This is a genomic window from Nocardia sp. CA-135398, assembly GCF_050955845.1.
Taxonomy (GTDB): domain Bacteria; phylum Actinomycetota; class Actinomycetes; order Mycobacteriales; family Mycobacteriaceae; genus Nocardia.
Window position 1 is genome coordinate 3,325,021 of the sequence record NZ_CP192084.1, and the last position, 21,839, is coordinate 3,346,859.

Annotated in this window: 21 protein-coding genes; 19 read left to right on the plus strand and 2 right to left on the minus strand. The window is 66.0% G+C overall.

Annotated elements, in window-relative coordinates; translation table 11 throughout:
• The first annotated feature begins 21 nt into the window (after positions 1-21).
• From ACQP1T_RS14705 to ACQP1T_RS14715, 3 genes are all read left to right on the plus strand, one after another.
• Positions 22-1,725 (plus strand): ABC transporter substrate-binding protein, encoded by a 1,704-nt coding sequence (locus tag ACQP1T_RS14705; protein WP_433760743.1) that lies wholly within the window; start codon positions 22-24, stop codon positions 1,723-1,725.
• Positions 1,726-1,762: 37 nt separating this feature from the next.
• The gene (locus tag ACQP1T_RS14710) at positions 1,763-2,335 is read left to right on the plus strand and encodes an adenine phosphoribosyltransferase (protein WP_433762204.1); all 573 of its coding nucleotides are present in this window, start codon (positions 1,763-1,765) and stop codon (positions 2,333-2,335) included.
• A gap of 229 nt (positions 2,336-2,564) precedes the next feature.
• Positions 2,565-4,148 carry an ABC-F family ATP-binding cassette domain-containing protein gene (locus ACQP1T_RS14715; RefSeq protein WP_433760744.1) on the plus strand — a complete coding sequence of 528 codons (1,584 nt, stop codon included), beginning with the start codon at positions 2,565-2,567 and terminating at the stop codon, positions 4,146-4,148.
• Here the strand turns inward: ACQP1T_RS14715 and ACQP1T_RS14720 are convergent.
• Positions 4,116-4,547: a nuclear transport factor 2 family protein gene (locus ACQP1T_RS14720; protein ID WP_433760745.1), complete on the minus strand. Its 432-nt coding sequence runs from the start codon at positions 4,545-4,547 to the stop codon at positions 4,116-4,118. The two genes, ACQP1T_RS14715 and ACQP1T_RS14720, sit on opposite strands and share 33 nt — an antisense overlap.
• 88 nt (positions 4,548-4,635) lie before the next feature.
• Between ACQP1T_RS14720 and ACQP1T_RS14725 the strand changes: the two genes are divergently transcribed.
• Positions 4,636-5,136, plus strand: coding sequence for a winged helix-turn-helix transcriptional regulator (locus ACQP1T_RS14725; protein WP_433760746.1), 501 nt, complete (start codon positions 4,636-4,638; stop codon positions 5,134-5,136).
• A 36-nt stretch (positions 5,137-5,172) separates the two neighbouring features.
• Entirely contained in the window at positions 5,173-6,471 is a 1,299-nt protein-coding gene (locus tag ACQP1T_RS14730; protein WP_433760748.1) for a HEAT repeat domain-containing protein, read from the plus strand.
• Between the two features lie 4 nt (positions 6,472-6,475).
• Here the strand turns inward: ACQP1T_RS14730 and ACQP1T_RS14735 are convergent, their stop codons facing one another.
• Positions 6,476-6,829 carry an MmcQ/YjbR family DNA-binding protein gene (locus tag ACQP1T_RS14735; protein ID WP_433760749.1) on the minus strand — a complete coding sequence of 118 codons (354 nt, stop codon included), beginning with the start codon at positions 6,827-6,829 and terminating at the stop codon, positions 6,476-6,478.
• 65 nt (positions 6,830-6,894) lie between these two features.
• On the opposite strand from ACQP1T_RS14735, the gene ACQP1T_RS14740 reads away from it, so the two are divergent.
• The 14 genes from ACQP1T_RS14740 to ACQP1T_RS14805 all read left to right on the plus strand — a co-directional run bounded on the left by ACQP1T_RS14740 (position 6,895) and on the right by ACQP1T_RS14805 (position 21,827).
• On the plus strand, positions 6,895-8,166 hold the full coding sequence (locus ACQP1T_RS14740) for a hypothetical protein (RefSeq protein WP_433760750.1): 1,272 nt from the start codon (positions 6,895-6,897) through the stop codon (positions 8,164-8,166).
• 71 nt (positions 8,167-8,237) lie between these two features.
• A complete protein-coding gene (locus ACQP1T_RS14745; protein WP_433760752.1) occupies positions 8,238-8,603 on the plus strand; it encodes a DUF4345 domain-containing protein in 366 nt (121 codons plus the stop codon).
• Positions 8,604-8,851: 248 nt separating this feature from the next.
• Positions 8,852-9,811: an acyl-ACP desaturase gene (locus tag ACQP1T_RS14750; RefSeq protein WP_433760753.1), complete on the plus strand. Its 960-nt coding sequence runs from the start codon at positions 8,852-8,854 to the stop codon at positions 9,809-9,811.
• 107 nt (positions 9,812-9,918) lie between these two features.
• Entirely contained in the window at positions 9,919-10,869 is a 951-nt protein-coding gene (locus tag ACQP1T_RS14755; protein ID WP_433760755.1) for a hypothetical protein, read from the plus strand.
• 58 nt (positions 10,870-10,927) lie between these two features.
• Complete coding sequence (locus ACQP1T_RS14760) at positions 10,928-12,181, plus strand: adenylosuccinate synthetase (RefSeq protein ID WP_433760757.1); 1,254 nt, start codon at positions 10,928-10,930, stop codon at positions 12,179-12,181.
• 58 nt (positions 12,182-12,239) lie between these two features.
• Entirely contained in the window at positions 12,240-12,866 is a 627-nt protein-coding gene (locus ACQP1T_RS14765; protein WP_433760759.1) for an NUDIX hydrolase, read from the plus strand.
• A 279-nt stretch (positions 12,867-13,145) separates the two neighbouring features.
• The gene (locus tag ACQP1T_RS14770; protein ID WP_433760760.1) at positions 13,146-14,117 is read left to right on the plus strand and encodes an alkaline phosphatase family protein; all 972 of its coding nucleotides are present in this window, start codon (positions 13,146-13,148) and stop codon (positions 14,115-14,117) included.
• A 187-nt stretch (positions 14,118-14,304) separates the two neighbouring features.
• Positions 14,305-16,710 carry a RelA/SpoT family protein gene (locus ACQP1T_RS14775; protein ID WP_433760762.1) on the plus strand — a complete coding sequence of 802 codons (2,406 nt, stop codon included), beginning with the start codon at positions 14,305-14,307 and terminating at the stop codon, positions 16,708-16,710.
• 357 nt (positions 16,711-17,067) lie between these two features.
• Positions 17,068-18,696 (plus strand): cutinase family protein, encoded by a 1,629-nt coding sequence (locus ACQP1T_RS14780; RefSeq protein ID WP_433760763.1) that lies wholly within the window; start codon positions 17,068-17,070, stop codon positions 18,694-18,696.
• Between the two features lie 50 nt (positions 18,697-18,746).
• On the plus strand, positions 18,747-19,688 hold the full coding sequence (locus ACQP1T_RS14785) for a hypothetical protein (RefSeq protein WP_433760765.1): 942 nt from the start codon (positions 18,747-18,749) through the stop codon (positions 19,686-19,688).
• Positions 19,689-19,707: 19 nt separating this feature from the next.
• Positions 19,708-20,583, plus strand: coding sequence for a MinD/ParA family ATP-binding protein (locus tag ACQP1T_RS14790; protein WP_433760766.1), 876 nt, complete (start codon positions 19,708-19,710; stop codon positions 20,581-20,583).
• Positions 20,580-21,221, plus strand: a complete 642-nt coding sequence (locus ACQP1T_RS14795; protein WP_433760767.1) for a hypothetical protein — start codon at positions 20,580-20,582, stop codon at positions 21,219-21,221. Before ACQP1T_RS14790 ends, ACQP1T_RS14795 begins: the two co-directional genes overlap by 4 nt.
• 25 nt (positions 21,222-21,246) lie before the next feature.
• Positions 21,247-21,543 carry a hypothetical protein gene (locus ACQP1T_RS14800; RefSeq protein WP_063043704.1) on the plus strand — a complete coding sequence of 99 codons (297 nt, stop codon included), beginning with the start codon at positions 21,247-21,249 and terminating at the stop codon, positions 21,541-21,543.
• A gap of 23 nt (positions 21,544-21,566) precedes the next feature.
• On the plus strand, positions 21,567-21,827 hold the full coding sequence (locus tag ACQP1T_RS14805; RefSeq protein WP_433760768.1) for a hypothetical protein: 261 nt from the start codon (positions 21,567-21,569) through the stop codon (positions 21,825-21,827).
• The last annotated feature ends 12 nt before the right edge of the window (positions 21,828-21,839 follow it).

Consider the following 21,839-nt stretch of genomic DNA (forward strand, 5'->3'; position numbering starts at 1 on the left):
CGACGGCAGGGGTTTGCATAGATGAAGCAGTCGCTAGCGGTACGTCTGATCGGAGCGGTGGCTGCGGGCACCGTGGCCGCCACGGTGGTGACCGGATGCTCCAGTCAGAACCAGGTGCCCTCCATCGGCTATGCCGTCGACGCGGTGATCGCCAGCTACAACGGCGGCACCGCGCTCGGTGCGAGCAGCGGCTCGGCCGCGGTGTTCGCGCGGGTGCTGACCGGGTTCTTCTACACCGGCCCGGACGGTCAGCAGGTCGCGGACACCGATGTCGGCACCGCGAAAGAGGTGCCGGGCGAGGCGCAGACGGTGCAGTACCGGCTCAATGCGGACGGGGTGTACTCCGACGGGGTGCCGACCTCATGTGACGATCTGGTGCTCGCCTGGGCCGCGCGCAGTGGCCGCTACACCAAACCCGGTGACCGCGGCCAGGTTCCGCTCTTCGATGCCGCGAGCACCGCCGGATACGCCGATATCGAGCGGGTGGACTGTCAGCCCGGATCCAAGGACGCCACCGTCGTGTTCCGCGCGGACCACCACTACCTGCCGTGGCGCAATCTGTTCACCGCGGGGGAGTTGATGCCCGCGCATGTGGCGGCTCGGGTGGCGAACGTGCCGAATGTGGTGACGGCCGTGCAATCCGGTGATCAGGCGTCGCTGCAGCGGATCGCCGACTTCTGGAACAACGGGTGGACGATCGGCACGGACAAGGTGGATCTTTCGCGGTTCCCGTCATCGGGCCCGTATCGGATCGATTCCTACTCCGCCAAGGACGGTCTGGTGCTGGTCGCCAACGAGCGCTGGTGGGGTAATAAGCCCGAGACCGGGCGGATCGTGGTGTATCCGAAGACCGCCGATCTGAAGGCCGAGGTCGGCGACAAAGCGGTCGGGGTAGTCGATATCGGCGCCGGATCGGTGAAAGACATCAATCTGGGTGGGTTTTCGGTGCGGACCGTGCCGGGGCGCGGTGCCGAGCAGTTGGTGCTGGGTACTTCGGGAGTCTTCGCCTCGGCCGACGCGCGGCGCGGTTTCGCATTTTGTGTGCCGCGCCAAGACCTGTTCGACAAACTCGGCAAGGCCAAGGATGCCCCGAAGTCCGGACTCGGCACCGGTGTGCTGAATTCTCGTATCACACAGCAGGATTCGCTCTACTACCCGAACGTGATCGGCGCGGCCGACAAGTACCACGGCGGTGATGCGACCGCGGCGGCCGCCGCCGGTGCGGCCAAGCCGACCATTCGGATCGGATATGTGAAGCCCGACGATCGCCGCACGCAGACCGTGCAGATGATCGCGGACGCGTGCAAACCGGCCGGTATCAATGTGGTGGATGCCGGATCCGCCGATTTCACACCGTCCCAGCTCACCGAGGGCAAAGTCGACGCCGTCCTCGGCAGCACCGGATCGGCCCCGGGTCCGGCCGGATCCGAGACCGGTGTGGCCGCTACCAGCGCGTTGCGCACCGGTAGCGGGCTCAATTTCGGTCGCTTCGGTAACGGCCGCTACGATTCGATCACCGATCAGCTTGCGGGCGACGACAACTCGACCGCAACGCTGAATCTGCGCACCGAGGCCGAGAATCTGCTGTGGGCGGAGATGCCGAGCATTCCGTTGTTCGTCACGCCCCGCACCATCGCGTTCGGCAACGGTCTGCAGAACGGCGTAGCCGGGCCCACCCAGGCGGGCACCGGCTGGAACATGGACCGCTGGGTGTTGAAGCGGTGACAGGTGTCGGTGGGTGAGTGATCATGGAGAGGTGTCGATGAGCAAGCATGCGGCGGTGGAATCTGACGACGTCCTAGCCGAGCGGACAGGTAAGGCGGCCGAACTGGTCGAACGCCTGACCCGCTGGCGCGACGATTTCCCCTCCCCCGGCATTCGCTTCGCCGATCTCACGCCGGTTTTTGCCGATCCGGAGGGTTTCCGGGCCGTCATCGACTGCCTCGCGGCGTGCGCGCCCGATGCCGACCTGGTTGCGGGCGTCGACGCTCGCGGCTTCATCATCGCAGCGGGCGTTGCCGCGACGCTGGGCACCGGTGTCATGGCGGTGCGCAAGGCCGGGAAGTTGCCGCCCCCGGTCATCTCGCGTGAGTACAGCCTCGAATATGGCACCGCATCGCTCGAGATTCCCGCCGACGGGGTCGACCTGAAGGGTCGGCGCATTCTGCTGCTCGACGACGTGCTGGCCACGGGCGGCACATTGGCCGCCGCCGCGGATCTGTTCCAGACCGCCGGTGCCGAAATCGTCGCGGCCGCAGTCGTTCTGGAGTTGGGTTTCCTCAATGGCCGTGATCGCCAGGGCGATTACCCGTTGAGCTCGGTGGTGCGAGTCTAGGTCGCTCGTCAGCGGCGCGGACCGGGTAGTCGAGGTGGGTTACTCGGTCGCTGCGGCATTCCGCACAGCACATGTGATCGGAATATCAGTGGCACCACACCCATGGATGTGGTTAATCTAGACGAGTCTTATCCCCGTTGATCGGAGTCATGTCGTTGCTCTCATGAGGTAGCCACTCGGGCGGCCCGCATCCTGTGCGCCGCATTCCCGTGCAACCTCTGGGGTCCACATGACCAATCTGTCTCTTTCCGATCTCACTTTCTCCTGGGCCGATGGCACCCCCGTCTTCGACGGACTGGACGCGGTGCTCGGCCCGGGCCACCTCGGCCTGGTCGGCGGCAACGGCGCGGGCAAGTCCACCCTGCTGCGGCTGATCGCGGGTGAGCTGACACCGACGCGCGGTTCGATCACGGTCACCGGGCGACTGGGGTACCTGCGCCAGGATCTCGGTCTCGGCGACGGTCAGCGCGTCGACGCGGTGCTCGGCATCGCCGAGACACGAAAGGCCTTGCACCGCATCGAATCCGGTATCGGCGAGGAGTCCGATTTCGATATCGTCGGCGCGCAGTGGGATGTCGAGGAGAGTGCCATCGCGCTGCTGGGTCGACTGGGCCTGCACTACCTCGCCGACTCCACCGAACAGCTGGACCGCCGCCTCGAAACCCTTTCCGGCGGCGAGACCGTGCTGCTGGGCCTGGTCGCCGAGCTGCTGCGCGATCCGGACGTGCTGCTGCTCGACGAGCCGACCAACAATCTGGATCACGTTGCCCGCCAACGTCTCTACGAGGTCATCGCCCAGTTCTCCGGAACCGTCCTCACCGTCAGCCACGACCGCGAGCTGCTGGAGCGAATGTCCACCATCGCGGAACTGCGCCAGGGTGAATTGCGTTTGTTCGGCGGCAATTTCAGCGAATACGAGCGGATCATCGAAGCCGAACGGGAGGTGGCACGCGCCGCGATCCGGGACGCGCGCAGCGACGTTCGCAAACAGGCACGCGAACTGGTCGAGACCCGGATAAAACTCGATCGCCGAGCGCGGTACGGACAGAAGATGTTCGAGAACAAGCGCGAACCGAAGATCGTCATGGGGGCACGCAAACGGGCAGCCCAGGTGTCGGCGGGCAAGTTGCGCAATAACCACATCGAAAAGCTGGACACCGCGAAGGAACAGCTGCAGCAGGCCGAGGATCTCTTGCGCGACGACCGACGGATCCGGATCGATCTACCGGGCACCCGGCTCTATCCGGGCCAGGACGTCATCGATCTCGAGGAGGTCGAACTGGCCTGCGGTCCGACGGTGACATTGCGAGTCTCCGGTCCGGAGCGGATCGCGCTGACCGGCCGCAACGGGGCGGGCAAAACCACTCTGCTGCACCGCATCGCCGCCGAACCGCCGCAGGTGCCGTGGCGCGTACTGCCGCAGCGCCTCGACATCTTCGACGAGCAGCGCACGGTCTTCGAGAACGTCGCCGCGACCGCACCACATGCGGCCGCCGAACAGATCCGGGCCCAACTTGCCCGCTTCCTGTTCCGCGGCAGCGATGCCGATGTCGCGGCGGCGGCCCTGTCCGGCGGTGAACGTCTGCGCGCGGCCTTGGCCATGCTCCTGCTCGCCGATCCGGCCCCGAAGCTCCTGTTGCTGGACGAGCCGACCAATAATCTCGACCTGCCCAGCCTCGAGCACCTGACCCAGGCGCTGGCCAACTTCGAGGGCGCACTGATCGTCGTCAGTCACGACCGCCGTTTCCTCGACGATATCGGGGTGACCAGGCGTCTCGAACTAGCCGGCGACGGGCTGGTCGAAACGCGATAGCGCGCGCCGCATGACGCCCGGATGACGAAGCAGGCGCGGCCCGAGCTTCACGGCCAACAGGGTCAGCGGGAGCCAGGGCCGCAGGTGCGGTTCGAGGCGGCGGATGCGACCGTCGGCCGCCAATTCGAGGATCATGGCCTCGGTCATCCGGAATGGTCCGACGGCGGCTTCGGCGAGCAGAACTCGGCGCGCGCCGTCGCCGATGTGCTCGGTCCAGCGCAGTCGGTCGAGGCTCCCGTACGCCGCGGTCAGCAGAATGCGCAGATCGTCGTGACCTCGGAAGACCAATTTGCCCGAGACCGGCGAAGTGAACTCGGCGTCGGGGGCCAGGGTCGTCATCAGCGCATCGAAATCGCTGGCCTCGGTTGCCTCGCGAAACCGCTCCACAGTATCCGACATCGTCTCGATCACTCCTTCGCGTTCGGTCTTTCGACGTTTCGCAACGTATCGGAGTCACTTGCAAAAAGCAATGGACTACGATGGGCGGGTGCCCAAAGCAGCCATGTCCGATATTGTGTGCTCGATCGCGCGAACCCTCGACGTGGTCGGGGAGCGATGGACGCCGCTGATCCTGCGCGACCTGTTCGTCGGAGTGAACCGGTTCGAGGACATCCGGCGTGATCTGGGCATCGCCACCAATGTCCTGACCGCGCGTCTGGACGTGTTGCGGCAGTACGGGATCGTCGAGGCCAAGGCCTACCAGACGAATCCCGTGCGCCACGAATATGTGCTCACCGAACAGGGACGCGATCTGTATCCGGTGCTCACGATGCTCATCTCGTGGGGCGACAAATGGCTCGCCGGGTCCGCGGGCCCGCCCGCGCTGGTCGTGCATCGCGATTGCGGACATCCGACCTCCGGGGTGGTGGTCTGCCGCGAATGCGGCGCGCCGATCACCGCCGACAACGTGTACTGGCGGCATGGTCCGGGTGCCCAGCGTGGACCGGGAACCATGCTGATCGGCGATCGTCTGGAACCGGCACCGTAGCTCGCTCCGGGTAACGCAAGTGTTTCGCTCGAGTTGATGGACGTGCTCGGCTGCAGCATTATCAATCCGATGGATCCGGTGTTGCGGGCGATAGCCGATGTCGATTGGGCCGAGCTGGAACATGCTTACGGCCCGGCGGCGGATGCCCCGGCGCACCTGCGGGCGCTGATCGACGGTGATGCCGAGGCCTGTGTCGACGCGGTCGGCTATCTCGACGCCGCGCTACTACATCAGGGCAGCGTGTACTCCGCGACCGCGCCGTTCGTCGCGATCGTGGCCGAACTGCTGGCGCGTCCGCACACCGAGATGAAGCTCGAGGACATCCTGCCGTGGGATCCGGGGCCGCGCCCGTTGCGCGTCGCGCTGCTGGACTACCTCGAGGTCTTCGCGCAGGGGTGCTGTTCGGGAATCTCCGATGAGCAGCTGTATGCCGAGGCCTACCCACCCGAGCGCACCGAAGCGGATCTGCAGCGCGTCAAAGCGAATCGGCGCGCCGGACTACTGGAATTGGGGCCCGATCCCGCGAACGCCCTTCTGGTGGAGCATGTTCCGACGCCACCGGGCTTGTTGGCGGCCATCGATGACCATGTATTCCGCGCCGCGATGCGGGCCAGGGACGAGATCGCCTGTCGCGCGGTCGTTCCCGGTGTGATCGACGCGGTCGAGCCGCTGATCGACGATCCGGATGTGACGGTGCGCATGGCCGCACTGCGGGCGCTGATCGAACTCACCACACATCCGGCCTATGCCGAGAAGCGGGTCGCGCTGCTGCGGCGGCTGGACGAGATCGCGCCGACCATGTCGGATCCGGTCGAACGCGCCACTGCCGCACGGATTTCCGGCCTCAACGGCGGTCGTCCGGAGCAACTGCTCGCCGATGCCCATCCCGGCGTGCGCACCTGCGCCGCGCTGGCCCCCGCATTCGCCCACGAGCGGCGCGCCACCAACGAACTGCTGGCCGCACTGGAGCACCCGGAGGTCATCGACCGGTGGTTCGATCGCCATCTGCCGGGACAGGAGGGCTGGCTGCGCCACGATGTCATCCGCGAACTCGTCAGTCGCGTAGAGGATTTCGAGACGCTGCTGCCCGCCGCGATCGAAGCGGCCTGGGCCGCGAATCCCAGTACGGTGCACTACGACTGTATTTCCTTCCTGCACAGAGCCTTTCCGGATCCGATCGGCGTCGGATCGGAGCTATCCGCCGCCCAGCTGTCGTTCCTCGCAGTGCTGGTGGAGATCGATGATCTGTGGCAGCTCGGCCAACTCGAACGCTGGCTCGATACGGCCGGCCTGCCCGGCGGTCGGGACAGTTGTCGTCGGCTCGTCGAACAGTAGCCGGTCAGTCCATCTGGGCCACAAGCCGTTTCGGTGCGACCTTGCGGTATGCGTCATGAATGATCTCGGTGATCTCCGCCCAGTCGGGATCCACCTCGAGCCGAACGCCGATCCATCCGCGATGCCCGACATACGGTGGTACGAAAAACCGTTCGGGTTCGGCATCGACGAGTTCGGCCTGCACCCCCTCCGGCGCCGGACACCAGATCGTCGCACCCGGTTCGCGGTGATGATCCTCCATATACATGGTGAACGCCGTCTTCGACCGCACGAAGAAATTCGGGCGGCCGTGACCGAGTCGCTCGCTGCTCTCGGGCAGTGCCAGGCAGATCGCCCGGATCCGCGTCAACGGGTCCACGTCCGCAGTGTAGGTGTAGGGTCCTGACTTTCGCCGCCGGAACGCGGACACAAGGATGTGTATCCATGGGAATCGAGTTGCACGCGGCGGGGGTCTGCCGCGCGCCCGGCGCGGACTTCCTCGATCAGGTCGGGGAGTGGCTGCGGACCGGCCCCGCCGGTGCGCGGGTCGACTGGACCGCCACATCCGCGCCGCTGCGGAAATCAGTGGAAGTCTCCGGAGATCGCCTGCTTGCCGTGCTGCATCCGGCGGCCGAACCGGTCGATCTGCGCGCGGCGCACGGTCAGGTGGTGGTGAGCGCGGGTTGTGCGTCGGCCGGGCCGGGCTATCACCGGCATGTGGCGGCGGTACTGCACGAAATGGGTCGGCGATTCGACATCGTGTGGGACGAGGGGACCGAGGATCCGCTCGGCTTGGGCGATGACCGCGCCGAGGTCGAACGCGACTATCTGATGTGGATTCGCAGTCTCGCGGAGACGGTGCTGACCGAGGTTCCTGCGGAGGACGCCTGGGTTTCGATCGGATTGTCGCTGGGCAGTGACCGTTTCGACTATGACGGACTGGCCGCGAGCTGGTTGGGGCCGCGCGATCGTGACTGGTTCCAGGCGGTCCGTGATGGCGACGAGGCGGCCGCGCGCGCATTTTTCCCGTGGTGGGAGGACGGCTGGACCGCACCGACCATTCGCAACACCGCGATGGGCATCATGTGGAACGACGTGCGGTGGCGCGCACCATCGGACGCTGATGACACGCCCGCACTGCACCAAGCCGATGCATTGCTCGCCGAGGCGCACCGGCTCGACGCGGCGCTGGAGCTGCCGTGGGCGGCCTGGCACGAATTACGGCTGCTGCTCGCGGATTCGGCCGCCACCGCGGAGGGGGCGCCCGCCGACCTGCCCGCGCGGGCCGCCGCCGCGGACCAGGTGCCGCTCGGCTACCGTCGCCGCCCGGTGCACACCACTCCGGTCTCGGGGTGGAGCCTGCGGATTCCCGGCGATTTCACCTATGGCTGGGACGGCGATCGGTGGTGGGCCTGGGACGGCACCCGCCAGATCGAGATCACCATCCTGCGCGTCGGTGACCCGAAAACCGGGCCGCCACCGGCCGCGATGCTGCAATACGGCGCCAATGCGACAGCGGGTCATCGCGGCGAACCGGTGACCGGCGGTCCCGGTGACGGATGGTGGTTGCCCTCCGAGGACGGTGCCGAGGTCGGCGTGCAAGGGATCGCCAGTCGCCGCAACGGTGAGTTGCTGCTGGTCACGATCAGTGTTCCCGGGACGGAATTGGATTGGGCTATCGAGGCCTGGCGCTCGCTGCAGTACCACGGCGACTGACCGCACGTTTGTGGAAGCGGGTGCGCGCCCGGTCGAGGATGCTTGCCTTCCGTCTCGTACAGGAGGTTCCCTTGGCAATCGTCGTCAACACAATCGTCGCCGTGTTCTTCCTCGCGATGGGGGTCTATGCCCTCGCCACCCCCGCGGCGCTGACCCGTCCGTTCGGCATTCGCCTCGAGCAACCCGAGGCGCGCTACGAGGTGCGCGCGGTCTACGGCGGATTCGGTCTGGCGATGGCGGCGATGCTGGCGGTCGCGGCAACCCAGGATGGACCGCTGCGCACCGGAATCATGATCACCATCGGGGTCGCGCTGGGCGGAATGGCATTGGGCCGCATCATATCCGCAGTGCTCGATGACCGAGTTGCCTTCTACCCCAACTGGTTCTACTGCATCGTCGAAACGGTCGGCGCGGCGGCTCTGGTGTCGGCCTCCTGAGCTGGCGTCGTTACCGAATCGCCGGCTCGGTTCACGTGTCAGCACCCTCGGGTGCCTGGGCCAGCGATGCACAGCAGACTCGGTACTCGCCGCGCCGTCCACCGTCGATACCGTGTCGGCCTGTCTTCGCGATCAGCGAGTAGGGAGCCATGCCTCTGGTGAACGAATTCGCCGCAGGGGATTTCGGCGGCCCGGCAATCGGGGCACTCTGGAAGAGAACCCCTGATCCGATGACAGGAAACCAGATCGTGACACATACTTTGACCCAGCTGGAGTTGTTGACCGAACTCGAACCCATTGCCGAACAGAATCTCAACCGTCACCTATCGATGGCCAAGGACTGGCACCCGCACGACTACGTGCCGTGGGACCAGGGCCGAAATTTCGCCGAGATGGGCGGAATCGATTGGGAGCCAGCGCAGTCCCAGTTGAGCGAAATCGCCAAGGCCGCCATGGTGACCAATCTGCTGACCGAGGACAATCTGCCGTCCTATCACCGACTGATCGCCGAATCCTTCTCTCAGGACGGCGCATGGGGCACCTGGGTGGGGCGGTGGACCGCCGAGGAGAACCGGCACGGGACCGTCATGCGCGACTATCTCGTCGTCACCCGCGGGGTGGACCCGGTAGCGCTGGAACACGCGCGAATGGTGTGCATGACAGCCGGGGTGCAGCACCCGACCGGGGTGGACGACAACGGATTCCTGCCCGGCGTCGCCTATGTGACCTTCCAGGAACTGGCGACCAGGGTCAGTCACCGCAATACCGGCCGGGTCTGCAACGATGCGGTCGCCGACCGGATGTTGCAGCGCATTTCCGCCGACGAGAACCTGCACATGGTCTTCTACCGCAACCTCTGCGGTGCGGCCCTCGATCTGGCGCCGGACCAAGCGCTGGCAGCGATCTCGGCGATCATCCGCAACTTCCAGATGCCGGGTGCGGGCATGCCGAACTGGCGTCGCAACAGCGTGCTGATGGCCAAACACGGTATCTATGATCTGCGCCAGCACCTCGAGGACGTCATCACACCGGTGCTGCGCAAGTGGAATATCTTCGAGCGCAACGACTTCGGTGCCCGCGGTGAACAGGCACGCGAGGAACTCGGCTTATTCCTGGAGCAGCTGGGCAAGGATGTGCTCAGGTTCGAGGAGCAGCGCGACCGGGCATTGGCGCGTGAGGCACGCAAGCGCGAGCGGCAGGACGCCTGAGCGGATCCCGCAAGTTCGATGATCTTGGTCTCGACCATTGGAAACTCTTGACGATCAGAGTTTTAGTCTTCTACACTAAAACTAGATTCACGAGAGGAAGTGCCGACATGGGATACGGACACTGGGACGACACCGCCTATCGCGCGGCCAAGACCTTCCGCGCCAGTCGAGGTCTGGACGCCTTCGGATACACCGCCGAGATGCAGGGGCAACCGTATTCGGATTGGCGGGCGCATCCCGCGCTCGAACCGCTCGGCGTCACCGTGCGCGAATGCCGGGATTCGGCCGAGCACGGCAACTCGCTGCCGATCGCGGTGCTGTTCGACGTCACCGGATCAATGGGCCGGGTGCCGCGGATCATGCAGGACAAGCTCGGCAAATTGCACAGGCTGCTGCAGCGCAAGGGCTATGCGGAGGATCCGCAGATCATGTTCGGCGCCATCGGCGACGCCGATACCGACCGCGTGCCGCTGCAGGTGGGGCAGTTCGAATCCGACAACCGGATGGACGAGCAGTTGCGCAATATCCTGCTGGAGGGCGGCGGTGGCGGACAGAAGTCCGAAAGTTATGAATTGGCCGCGTATTTCATGGCCACCCATGTCACGACCGACGCGTGGGAGCGGCGCGGCAAGCGCGGCTATCTGTTCATCATCGGCGACGAGCTGAACAAGGCGAAACTGGCGGGGCGGCACATCCGCGGCGTCATCGGCGATCACGTGCGCACCGATATCGAGGTCGGCTCGATCTATCGGGAACTGTCCGAGCGCTGGCATGTGTACTACATCCTGCCGAACCAGTCGAGCTACTTCGACGATCCCGAGATCGCCGAGCACTGGCGGGAATTGCTCGGCCAGAACTTCATGAAGCTCGACGATCCCGCCGCGGTCTGCGAGCTCATCGCGCTCACCATCGGACTGGCGGAAGACCGCGTCGACATGCACGCCGGACTCGCTGATCTGCGTGATGTGGGGTCGGTGGCGGAGGCCGATTCGGTCGGAAAGGCTTTGGGTGTCAAGGCGGGTCCGAGCATTCGTGCCCTGTCACGCGGTCGGAGCTGAATCCGGCTCGGGGGCGGACCGACCGCGCTCTCGGAACGATCATTGGAAGGGGTGAGAGGTGATTCAGTCGCACATCATCGTGCTCGACCTCGGTTTCGGGGATGCGGGGAAGGGAGCGACCGTCGATTGGCTGTGCTCGCCGGAGGCCGGGCTGGACGTATCGGCGGTCGTGCGGTTCAACGGCGGCGCGCAGGCCGCGCACAATGTGATCGCCGACGGTCGGCATCACACCTTCGCACAGTTCGGGTCCGGAACATTTTGCGGTGTGCCGACGCTGCTCTCGCGGCACATGCTGGTCGAGCCGATCGCACTGGCGAGTGAATCGCGACAGCTGGCGGCACTCGGTGTGCCGGACCCGCTGTCGCTGTTACGGATCGACGGTCGCGCTTTGCTGACCACTCCGATCCATATCGCCGCCAACCGTGCCCGCGAGGATGCGAGGGGTTCGGCACGGCACGGTTCCTGCGGCCGCGGCATCGGCGAAACCGCCCGTTACGCACTCGAATACGACGCGCCGACCGTCTCGGATTGCCTGCGCCCCGACGTCCTGTACGTCAAGCTGCAGGCGATGGCGGCACACTACGGACCGCTGATCGCGCCGAGCGCGCACCGCTACGAGGCGATTCGCGATCTGGTCGATATGTATCGGGAATTCGCCGCCGCCGTGCGCATAGTCGACGGCGCCGAACTCGCGCGGCTGGCCCGGCGCGGCCGCCTGATTTTCGAAGGTGCACAAGGTGTTCTCCTCGACGAATGGCGCGGCTTCCACCCGCACACCACCTGGTCCACCGTCGAACCACGCAATGCCCGGGCACTACTCACCGAAATCGACGCCCCCGCGTACACACTCGGCGTCACCCGGACCTACATGACCCGCCACGGCGCTGGCCCGTTCCCGACCGAAGACCGCACGATGACCATCCCCGAACCGCACAACACCACCGGCCCCTACCAGGGCCAATTCCGTCGCGGTCAGCTCGACCCCATCCTGCTCCGCTATGCCATCGAAGTCTCCGGCGGCATCGACGGACTCGCCCTGACCCATCTCGACGCGCCCGGAACCGACTACGCCGCAACGGGATACGCGACACCCAAGGGGGTCGTCGACCGCCTCGAACCAGGCCGCTGGCAAGACCTCGATCACCAACGCGATCTCACCGCGCTACTGACCACGGCCGAGCCGATCCTGACTGCCGTGCCAGCCGATCCGGTGCCGTGGCTGGAACACCGACTCGGTGCCCCGATAGTCCTGACCGCCGACGGCCCGGACCGTCGCGACCGCACCCCGGCCCGGGTTGTCGCCGCCGCCTAGCACTTCGTTGGTGTGCCACTCGGTGCGAGCCGGGCAGGGTGCGGCAGGATGGGGTCGCGTGGAGCAATCCGTGGTTTCGGTCGATGTGGTGGCATTGCGGTTCTGGGCCGACGATGCCGAGGTGAGCGTGGGTATCGCAGCGCGGGAGATGGAGCCGTTCACCGGGCATTTGGCATTGCCGGGGGTGCTGCTCGGGCGCGGGGAGCGGTTGATCGCGGCGGCGCGGCGGGCGGTGCATACCAAGTTGGGCGTGCCGGAGGCGGCGATCGGGGCGGTCGGGCAATTGGTGACCTTCGACGAACCGAATCGCGACCCGCGCGGGCCGACCCTATCGATCGCCATGTGGGCGGTGGTCGGACCGCATGAGGGTCCCGCGCAATGGGTTTCGTTCGATGCGGTGCCCGAATTGGCCTTCGACCACAATCGCATCGTCGATGCCGCCCGCGGCCTGCTGGCCCGCCTGCTCTGGAAGGATATGGCTTTCACCAGAGCTCTCACCGGCGACGAATTCCCGGCGACCCGCGCGGTGGAACTCAGCTCCTCGGTCCTCGGCGCTCGCCCCGACCCGGCGAACCTGAACCGCACCCTGGCCGCCATCCCCGGCCTGGCACGCACCACCGAACGCCGCCGCGTCAAAGCCACCGGCCGCCCCGCCGCCGTCTGGGCCTTCGCCCCTGACGAATAGCAGACCGCACAATGCGTCCACCGGCCCTCCGGCCACGGTGCTCGGCGCTGCCGTGATCGGGCGTGCCAGGGTAGTCGGGAAAGCTGCCGCTCCCACTGACCCGGCTTCTGCTGTTCACCTCACCGATACACACACGTGAGCAGTGTGAATAGCTATGCGCTATCGCAAGTTCAGTGGTTGTTCAGCAAGGCGACCGGCGATGGCGAGACCGGTGAAACATCCATGAACACTGACTCGGTGCGCTACCGAAAGGCACTGTCGTACCGGATCGTTCGGGATATGAGCGCGCGAACCGTAGCCACCACGTCCCTCGCACGCAGGCAACTGTTGTCCGGTGCCGTTGCCGCCGCGGCCGTTTCGACCGTCCTCACCACCGGCCGCGCACAGGCGGTCACCCAAGCCGACAAGGTCGTCCTGATCGGACTCGACGGCACGATGTATCGCAAGATCGAGGAGGTGCGGGCGCCGAACCTGTTGCGGCTCAGCGCCGAAGGCACTCTCGGCCGCAGCTCGATCGCCCCGCATATCTCCATCTCCGGCCCGTCCTGGGCCACCGTGCTCACCGGCGTCTGGGGCAGCAAACACGGCATCACCGACAACAACTTCGATGCCACCCCGTTCGCGAAATGCCCCACGGTCTTCACCCGACTCGAACGTCACGATCCGACCCTCAAAACCCAGTCCATCGCAACCTGGGATCAGATCGCGACCATGTCGGCGAGCGGCGATCCGCGCGCCGACGTCGTCATGTCCACCCCGCTCGTCCCCGATGACGACAACGAAAGCGCCACCGACGCCGCCACCACCGACAGCGTCGTCACCGCCATCACCAAATACGCCCCGGATTTCCTGTTCACCCACCTCGACCAGGTCGACCGCGCCGGGCACCAGCACGGCGGCGCGTCCAGCGAATACCGCGACGCCGTCACCCGCATCGACGCCCTTGTCGGCCGCATAGTCGACGCCGTCGACGCCCGCGCCCGCGCCAATCCCGCCGAGCGCTGGACGATCCTGGTCACCACCGACCACGGCCACCGGCCCAAAGGCGGCCACGGCGGCCAAACTCCCGACGAGACAAGCAGTTTCGTCATCGCCCGCGGCCCGAACTTCGTCGCGGGCGCGACCAGTTCCAGCTTCTCCCTGGTCGATATCACCCCGACAGTCCTCGATATCTTCCGCGCTCCGCTCGACCCGGACTTCGACGGACAGTCGCGCATCCGTCAGCCCGTCGAACCCGTCACCAGTCGATAGCGCACCCACGCTCCGATCCTTGCCGCCGCATACGATCGCCAGCGCCGCAATCCACCCGCATAACCGGGCATTTCCGACTCGGCAACCTCGGAACGGGCAGGTGGTCTGCGCTCGGACTAAAGTTGTGGTCTGGGCGGTTGCAGCGGTCGGATACTGTGGTCCGATCGCGGCGTGGAGAGGTGGTGGCATGACTCAGCATCTGGGCGAGGCGAATGTCGAGCAATCGGCAGGCGCCCCGCAATCGAATGGTGCGGCCACCCCCGCTGCGACGACGCCGAAACCGCAGGTGAGCGGCAATGCCACACCGGCGCGTCAGCCTGGAACCGCGGCCGCGGTCCCGACCTCCGCCTCACGGCGGGTGCGCGCCCGCCTGGCCAGGCGCATGACCGGCCAGCGCGGTATCGCGGCGGTCAAACCGGTGCTGGAACCGCTGGCCAGCGTGCACCGCGAGCTGTATCCGAAGGCGAATCTCACGCTGCTGCAGCGCGCCTTCGACGTCGCCGACGAGCGCCACGCCCACCAGTTCCGCAAATCCGGTGACCCCTACATCACCCACCCGCTCGCGGTGGCCAATATCCTCGCCGAACTCGGCATGGACACCACCACGCTGGTCGCGGCGCTGCTGCACGACACCGTGGAGGACACCGGCTACTCGCTCGAACAGCTGACCGAGGACTTCGGCGCCGAGGTCGCGCATCTGGTCGACGGCGTCACCAAACTCGACAAGGTCAACCTGGGTGCGGCGGCCGAGGCCGAGACCATCCGCAAGATGATCATCGCCATGGCGCGCGACCCGCGTGTGCTCGTGATCAAGGTGGCCGACCGCCTGCACAACATGCGCACCATGCGCTTCCTGCCGCCGGAGAAGCAGGCCAAGAAGGCCAAGGAAACCCTCGAGGTGATCGCGCCGCTGGCGCACCGCCTCGGCATGGCCACGGTCAAATGGGAGCTCGAGGACCTCGCGTTCGCGATCCTGCATCCGAAGAAGTACGACGAGATCGTGCGCCTGGTCGCCGACCGCGCGCCCTCGCGCGATACCTACCTGGCGCGGGTGCGCGCGGAGATCGTGAATACGCTTGCGGCGTCACGGATCAACGCGATCGTCGAGGGCCGCCCCAAGCACTATTGGTCGATCTATCAGAAGATGATCGTCAAGGGTAAGGACTTCGACGACATCCACGACCTGGTCGGCATCCGCATCCTGTGCGACGAGGTGCGCGACTGCTATGCGGCGGTCGGTGTGGTGCATTCGCTGTGGCAGCCGATGGCGGGCCGGTTCAAGGACTACATCGCCCAGCCGCGCTACGGCGTCTACCAGTCGCTGCACACCACGGTCGTCGGCCCCGACGGCAAGCCGCTGGAGGTGCAGATCCGTACCCAGGACATGCACCGCACCGCCGAATTCGGCATCGCCGCGCACTGGCGCTACAAGGAAACCCGCGGCAAGCATTCCAACGACTCCACCGAAGTCGACGATATGGCGTGGATGCGGCAGCTGCTCGACTGGCAGCGCGAAGCCGCCGACCCGGCCGAATTCCTGGAGTCGCTGCGCTTCGATCTCAAGTCGCCGGAGATCTTCGTGTTCACCCCGAAGGGTGATGTGATCACGTTGCCGCAGAAGTCGACCCCGGTCGATTTCGCGTACGCCGTGCACACCGAGGTCGGACACCGCTGCATCGGCGCGCGGGTCAACGGCCGCCTGGTCGCACTGGAGCGTCAGCTCGAAAACGGTGAGGTCGTCGAGGTATTCACCTCGAAGGCACAGAACGCCGGACCCAGCCGCGACTGGCAGAACTTCGTGGTCTCCCCGCGCGCCAAGGCCAAGATTCGGCAGTGGTTCGCCAAGGAACGCCGCGAAGAGGCCCTGGAAAGCGGTAAGGAGCAGATCTCCAAGGAGGTCCGCCGCGTCGGGCTGCCGCTGCAGCGGCTGATGAGCGTGGACGCGATGACCGCCGTCGCGCACGAACTGCACTACACCGACATCTCCACGCTTTACACGGCCGTCGGCGAGCATCAGGTGTCCGCGCATCACGTCGTGCAGCGGCTGATGGCGCAACTCGGCGGCATCGGTGATGTGGAGAACGAGCTCGCCGAGCGCTCGACCCCGTCGACGACGCCGAGCCGTCAGCGTGTGACCGGTGATGCCGGGGTGCTGATCCCCGGCGCCTCGGGCACGGTGGCCAAGCTCGCCAAGTGCTGCACCCCGGTTCCCGGTGACGAGATCATGGGCTTCGTGACCCGCGGCGGCGCGGTGAGCGTGCACCGCACCGACTGCACCAATGCCGGTTCGCTGCGTGAACAGGCCGAACGCATCATCGATGTGGAGTGGGCGCCCTCGCCGTCCTCGGTCTTCCTGGTCGCCATCCAGATCGAGGCACTCGACCGCACCCGATTGCTCTCGGATGTGACCAAGGTGCTCGCCGATGAAAAGGTGAATATCCTGTCCGCCTCGGTCGCCACGCACGGTGACCGGGTGGCGATCAGCAAGTTCACCTTCGAGATGGGCGATCCGAAACACCTCGGCCACTTGCTGAATGTGGTGCGCAATGTGGAGGGCGTCTACGACGTCTACCGGGTGACCTCGGCCACCTAGACCCCCGTCAACCTCGCTGGACATAGCCGGCGTCTGCTGCGTCCGAGGCAGGGCTCACGCTGGTGGACAGCCTGCCTGTTGCGGTCGTGGGTCCGTGTGGTCCGGTGTTGGCCGGAATGCGAAGTCCAGGTTGATGATTCGAATCGCCGAAGGGTCGCCCACCGGTTGCGGGGTGATTTCCGTCGTCGGAAACTTGTCGGATAATTCGAGATGGCACGCCGTGAACCGCCATGCGCCACTCGGCGGTTCGCGCAAACTTTTCGTCGAAGCTCCGGTAAGAGCCGGAATCTGTTACGGTCTATTGCGTTTCATGGCGTTTAGGTTAGCTGCAGCAACACGAATTGATTGTGGATCGCTATGATGAGCTACACGGCACGGATCTCGGGAATGCTGGTCGCATTCGCCGTTGCTGTGGCGACCGCGGGGACTGCCGTAGCGGAACCGTCCGATTCCGCGGGGCCGACGACGAACATCACCATCGGAACCTGTCCGGCACTGTACGCCTTGGGAATTCAAGGCACCGGCGAATCGTCACCGGATGCCGCACCGACCACCGACACCGGCATGCTCTCCACGGTTTTCATGCCGATGCTGGCCAAGGCCGATCCCGGTCTGCTCGACCGCGCCTATGTCCCATACGAATCCGGCTTCGGCGGCGCGACCGCCGGTGGTACGGCGTCGTATGCGGAGTCGGTGATCGGCGGACTACTCCGGCTGCGCTCGATGGCCCAGGATGTCGCGGCCCGCTGCGCCGAGACCCGCTTCGCGATCGTGGGCTATTCGCAAGGCGCGCATGTGGCCTCGATGTTCGCCCAGGAGGTCGGCCAAGGCCACGGGGTGATCCCGCCCGAGAAGGTGGCCGCGGTCGCCTTGTTCGCCGATCCGACCCGCAATCCCGGTGCGCCGCTATTTCCCGGCTCGCCGGGCAAGGCGACCCCCGATCCCGCGCCGGGCACGTCGGGGGATCGGATCGCCGCCATCGCGGCACTGCCGCAGGAGCCCGCCAGCGGCGGCGGTATCGGACCGGAACGCGATAAGGCCCCCAATTTCGCCGCGCTTACCGGACGTGTCGCGAGTTTCTGTGCCGCAGGCGATCTCGCGTGCGACGCACCGGAGGGTGCGCCGATTCTGAAGGCAGTGGCGTCCATTGCCGGACAGTCGAAGTTGAGTGGTGGCGATCCGATCGCGTCATTGGTGTCGATTTCCCAGGCGCTTGCGTATACGTCGATCAAGACCGCCAGCAAAGTCGTCAACGAAGATGTCCATGGCAACTCACTCGCGAATTTGTCGATTTCACCGCAGAAGTCGATTTCGCAGCGCTTGGCCGATGCTGCCGATCCGCGCACGCCGTTGAATATTCCTGCGGCACTTCAGGCGCTGCTGAAGGTCGGCATGATCGGAATGAATTCGGTCGTGACGGTAGTCAAGTCGGTCATCAACTCGGCCAATATCAGCCAACTGGCCACCGCGGGGCTGACCGATCCGGTCTCCGGAATCCTGCTGTTCGGCACGAAATTGCTGGGCGCGATTGCGCAGCTGGTGCCACCGACGACCGGTGCCCGACTGGTTACCCAGGCCTTCGACGCGGTGGTACAGAACATCACCGATAACAGCGAACTGCTCAATGTGACGACCTGGGTGCGGTATTGGGACACCGTGCAACGCCACGGCGCCTATAGCACCACGGCGGTCACCGCGACCGGTGCTGCGCCCACCCGATTCGTCGCGGACTGGTTCGCCGCGGCGGCACATGATCTTGCCGACAAATTCGGCAGCGGAGCGGTGCCTATCGGTGGCAGCACAAAATCGACCACCGGATTCTTCGGAGAAAGTTCCGGCGCGTCGACTACGCCGAATTCGTCCGGTACGGGACAATTTCCGTTCGGGACAGGAGCCGATGGCGCCTCATCCGGCGGCGTGACGTCGACTCCGCCCACCGTAGTACCCGGCACCGTGAACAACACCTACCCGTTCTCCACGAACTGATCGCAGAGAGGGTCCGATATGCATGTGCCTTGCTCTGCGGGAATGGGGGAATGTTGAAGTCGTACAAACAGCTGTCGCGCTGGTACGGCGCGCTGGAGCCGGAGACGGGGATAGCGGCCCCGAACCCCGATGAACCAGGACTGCGGGATCCTGGTGACGAGGACGGTGCGCCCCGGTTTCCGCACTACATTCGCGAAGAGGATCCCGACGAGGTGCGCGCGCGCAACGAGGTGCCCGCCGATCTGGCCTCCAATCGCAGCGAATTCACCGGTGGGTGGTCGGATTGGGTGGCCGGACGGGCCCCCGGACCCGACGACGACTACATCGGTCCGCGCGACGGCGAACTTGTACAGTTCCCGTGGCCGGAGGACGACGACCACGAGTACGACGACGCTCCGCGCGAACGGTCGACCCGTGTGACGCGGGCACTGCGCCAAGAGGCGCGCGATCATCCGACCGCGCGCCGGGCCCGGGTGGTCGCGGTGCTCGTCGTGGCCGTGCTGCTGTTGGCCGCGGCCGCCGCGGGCGCGTTTTTCCTCCTCCGCTCGTCCGGTGATCGCGCCGCGGCGCCGGTCGTGCCCTCGATGCAATTCACCGCGGGCAGTGTCCAATCCCGTGGCATCGCCGATTGCCCGACCGAACGCGGTGACCGCATCGTGCGCAGCGCCGAACACGGCGGCACCGATTCGGGACCGGACGCGATCCTGGCGTTCCAATACGCCTACTACGTGGAACGCTCCGGCGAGCGAGTCCGGGCGGTGGTCGCGCCGGATTCGAATATCTCCTCGGCCACGGTGATCCAGCACGGCATCGACACCATTCCGCTGGGGACCACGCACTGCGTGCGAATCCAGACGATCACCGACGACCGGTATTCGGTCGAGGTCACCGAGTACCGACCCGGCGGCGCGCCCGCCACGTACAACAAGCAGACCGTCACCACGGTGGTGGTCGACGGTCGCACGCTCATCTCGGGCGTCGCGGCCGGATGAATAGGGAGAGCTGATAGCGATGGGAGACGACTGGAGCCGCTGGCTCGACGAGGCGCCCGATGCGGGTGATTCGTCGGACCGGCACGCGCCTTCGAAGGCTCCGGTGGTGCGTCTGCGGCGTAAGGGCGGAGATAGCGAATCCGCTGACCCGGCGCAGCGTTCGATTCTGGTGGTCGGTGGCTGTGGTGGTGCGGGAACTACCACCACGGCATTGGGCTTGGCCGGTGAACTCGCCACGACGGGCACATCGACAGTGGCGGTGGACGCCACGGCGGCGGGCAGCGATCTGGCGCTGCGCGGGGCCGATGAGCACCTGCATCCGATCAGCCTGCAATCGTGGTTGTACGGCCGCGGCAACGATGAACCGGCGCCGCTGAAGGAGTGTCTGTCGCAGGCGAGTTCGGGCATCGGACTGCTGTGGCGCGACGCCGCGCCACTGCGTCGGCGTGCCACATATCTCACAGTCGCGCGGGCGATCTATGACGCCGGGTACACCGCGATCTACGACGGCGGCAACCCGATTGCCGGGCGGCAGCTGCGGCCCCTGCTGGATGACGCGGATGTCGCTCTGGTACTTGCCATTCCGGCGCGCGCCGATGCCGCGAATCGACTGCGGGTGACCCTGGAATGGCTCGACGACCAGTTCGGTGATTCGGCCGAGGGTCAGGGCGGTGGCATCGTCGGCGACACCACGATCGTTGTCTCGCACCAACTTCCCGGCGCCGACTCTCATGTTGCCGACCATTTGCGCGAACACCTTTCTGGCTGGGTTCGTGACATCAGGGAGATCCCCTACGATCCACATCTGGCGCGCGGTGAACTCGTTCGCCACGCATCGCTGGCTTCGGAGACGCGCCGGGCTTATGGGCGGCTGCTCGCCGGAGTGGCATCATGACGGCCGCCATGAAACTTCGTCGCCAGTCCGAAGCCGCCCAGGCCGGTGTGGTCGCTCCACCGGAGTCCCGTCGCGCGCCCATTTGGGACCGTCCCGTACCCGGCGTCGGCCGCGCGCCGCTGTGGTGGCTGCTAGGTGTGCACGGCGGTGCCGGAGCCAGTAGCCTCGCGCGTGTGCTCGCGCCAGCGGCGGATTCGGGCCGCCGCTGGCCCGGCGTCTTCGACCACGAATCGCCCTTCGTCGTCCTGGTGGCCAGGGAGACCATCGCCGGACTCACCCGCGCACATGATCTTCTGCGCCAACATCATTCGGGTTTCGCCGGGTCCAGTGAGGTCCTCGGACTGATCACTGTTGCTGCCCGTCCGGGCCGCATGCCCGCCGAAATCCGGCGCTACCGTGATGTGGTCGGTTCCCTTGCCGGTCAGGTCTGGCAGGTTCCGTGGTACGAGGAATGGACCCTCGTCGAACCGGAGTCCCTGCCGATCTGGACCCCGGGCGACGAGATACCGCAGAAGAAGAAAAGGATCGACCCGCTCGAGGAGGTTCCGCTCGAGATCCGGGAGCTCGGGGCCGATATCGTTGCGGTCGTGCGCGAAAACCTGGACAGCAGTGCATCTTTCGAGGAGGGCCACCGTTGACCGCGACAACCAAGAAAGGCAGCCGATGAGCATGATTCTCCTTGCCGTGCACGACACGTACGGCACTGTCCTGGCTCAGGTCGGTAACCCGACACCGGAGGCGCCTCCCGGCTCGGAGAAGATCCTGCAGCTGGTCCGCTACCTGACCTGGTTCGTGTTGCTCTCCGGTATCTGCGGAATCACCTACGCGGGTGGCAAATTCGCGTGGGAGAAGTGGACCGGTGGTGGGCTCGAATCGCCGAAGATGGTGGCCGGAGCCATGATCGGCGGCGTCGTCGCGACGAGCGCGGGCACCATCATGAACGCCGTCATCGGAACCTGATGTCGGCGATGGCTACCGTGCGAATGTCGGCGACGGACCTGCTTGCCTACAAGCAGATGCCCGCCGAAGTGCTGCAACCGCTGATGCAGCTGCTGAACTGGCTGCTCTGGTTCGTACTGCTGGTGTGCCTGGCGTGGATGATCGTGTCCGCGGGCCGCCTGTGGATCGCGTTCCGGAGCGACCTGGCGATGAACGACGCCTCGCACGGCGTATTGATGAGTCTGCTCGGGGCGGCTGTGGCGAGCACGGCCTCGGGGATCGCGTTGGCGTTCCTGCCGGCGTGAACGGGGATGGGG

What these genes read in the sequence shown, in the direction of transcription:
- ACQP1T_RS14790 (WP_433760766.1), top strand. Translation starts at nt 19,708, where the DNA reads ATGGGAGACGACTGGAGCCGCTGGCTCGACGAGGCGCCCGATGCGGGT.
- ACQP1T_RS14805 (WP_433760768.1), top strand. Translation starts at nt 21,567, where the DNA reads ATGTCGGCGACGGACCTGCTTGCCTACAAGCAGATGCCCGCCGAAGTG.
- ACQP1T_RS14800 (WP_063043704.1), top strand. Translation starts at nt 21,247, where the DNA reads ATGAGCATGATTCTCCTTGCCGTGCACGACACGTACGGCACTGTCCTG.
- ACQP1T_RS14715 (WP_433760744.1), top strand. Translation starts at nt 2,565, where the DNA reads ATGACCAATCTGTCTCTTTCCGATCTCACTTTCTCCTGGGCCGATGGC.
- ACQP1T_RS14770 (WP_433760760.1), top strand. Translation starts at nt 13,146, where the DNA reads ATGAGCGCGCGAACCGTAGCCACCACGTCCCTCGCACGCAGGCAACTG.
- ACQP1T_RS14780 (WP_433760763.1), top strand. Translation starts at nt 17,068, where the DNA reads ATGATGAGCTACACGGCACGGATCTCGGGAATGCTGGTCGCATTCGCC.
- ACQP1T_RS14795 (WP_433760767.1), top strand. Translation starts at nt 20,580, where the DNA reads ATGACGGCCGCCATGAAACTTCGTCGCCAGTCCGAAGCCGCCCAGGCC.
- ACQP1T_RS14720 (WP_433760745.1), bottom strand. Translation starts at nt 4,547, where the DNA reads ATGTCGGATACTGTGGAGCGGTTTCGCGAGGCAACCGAGGCCAGCGAT.
- ACQP1T_RS14740 (WP_433760750.1), top strand. Translation starts at nt 6,895, where the DNA reads ATGGGAATCGAGTTGCACGCGGCGGGGGTCTGCCGCGCGCCCGGCGCG.
- ACQP1T_RS14705 (WP_433760743.1), top strand. Translation starts at nt 22, where the DNA reads ATGAAGCAGTCGCTAGCGGTACGTCTGATCGGAGCGGTGGCTGCGGGC.
- ACQP1T_RS14785 (WP_433760765.1), top strand. Translation starts at nt 18,747, where the DNA reads ATGTTGAAGTCGTACAAACAGCTGTCGCGCTGGTACGGCGCGCTGGAG.
- ACQP1T_RS14755 (WP_433760755.1), top strand. Translation starts at nt 9,919, where the DNA reads ATGGGATACGGACACTGGGACGACACCGCCTATCGCGCGGCCAAGACC.
- ACQP1T_RS14775 (WP_433760762.1), top strand. Translation starts at nt 14,305, where the DNA reads ATGACTCAGCATCTGGGCGAGGCGAATGTCGAGCAATCGGCAGGCGCC.
- ACQP1T_RS14710 (WP_433762204.1), top strand. Translation starts at nt 1,763, where the DNA reads ATGAGCAAGCATGCGGCGGTGGAATCTGACGACGTCCTAGCCGAGCGG.
- ACQP1T_RS14730 (WP_433760748.1), top strand. Translation starts at nt 5,173, where the DNA reads ATGGACGTGCTCGGCTGCAGCATTATCAATCCGATGGATCCGGTGTTG.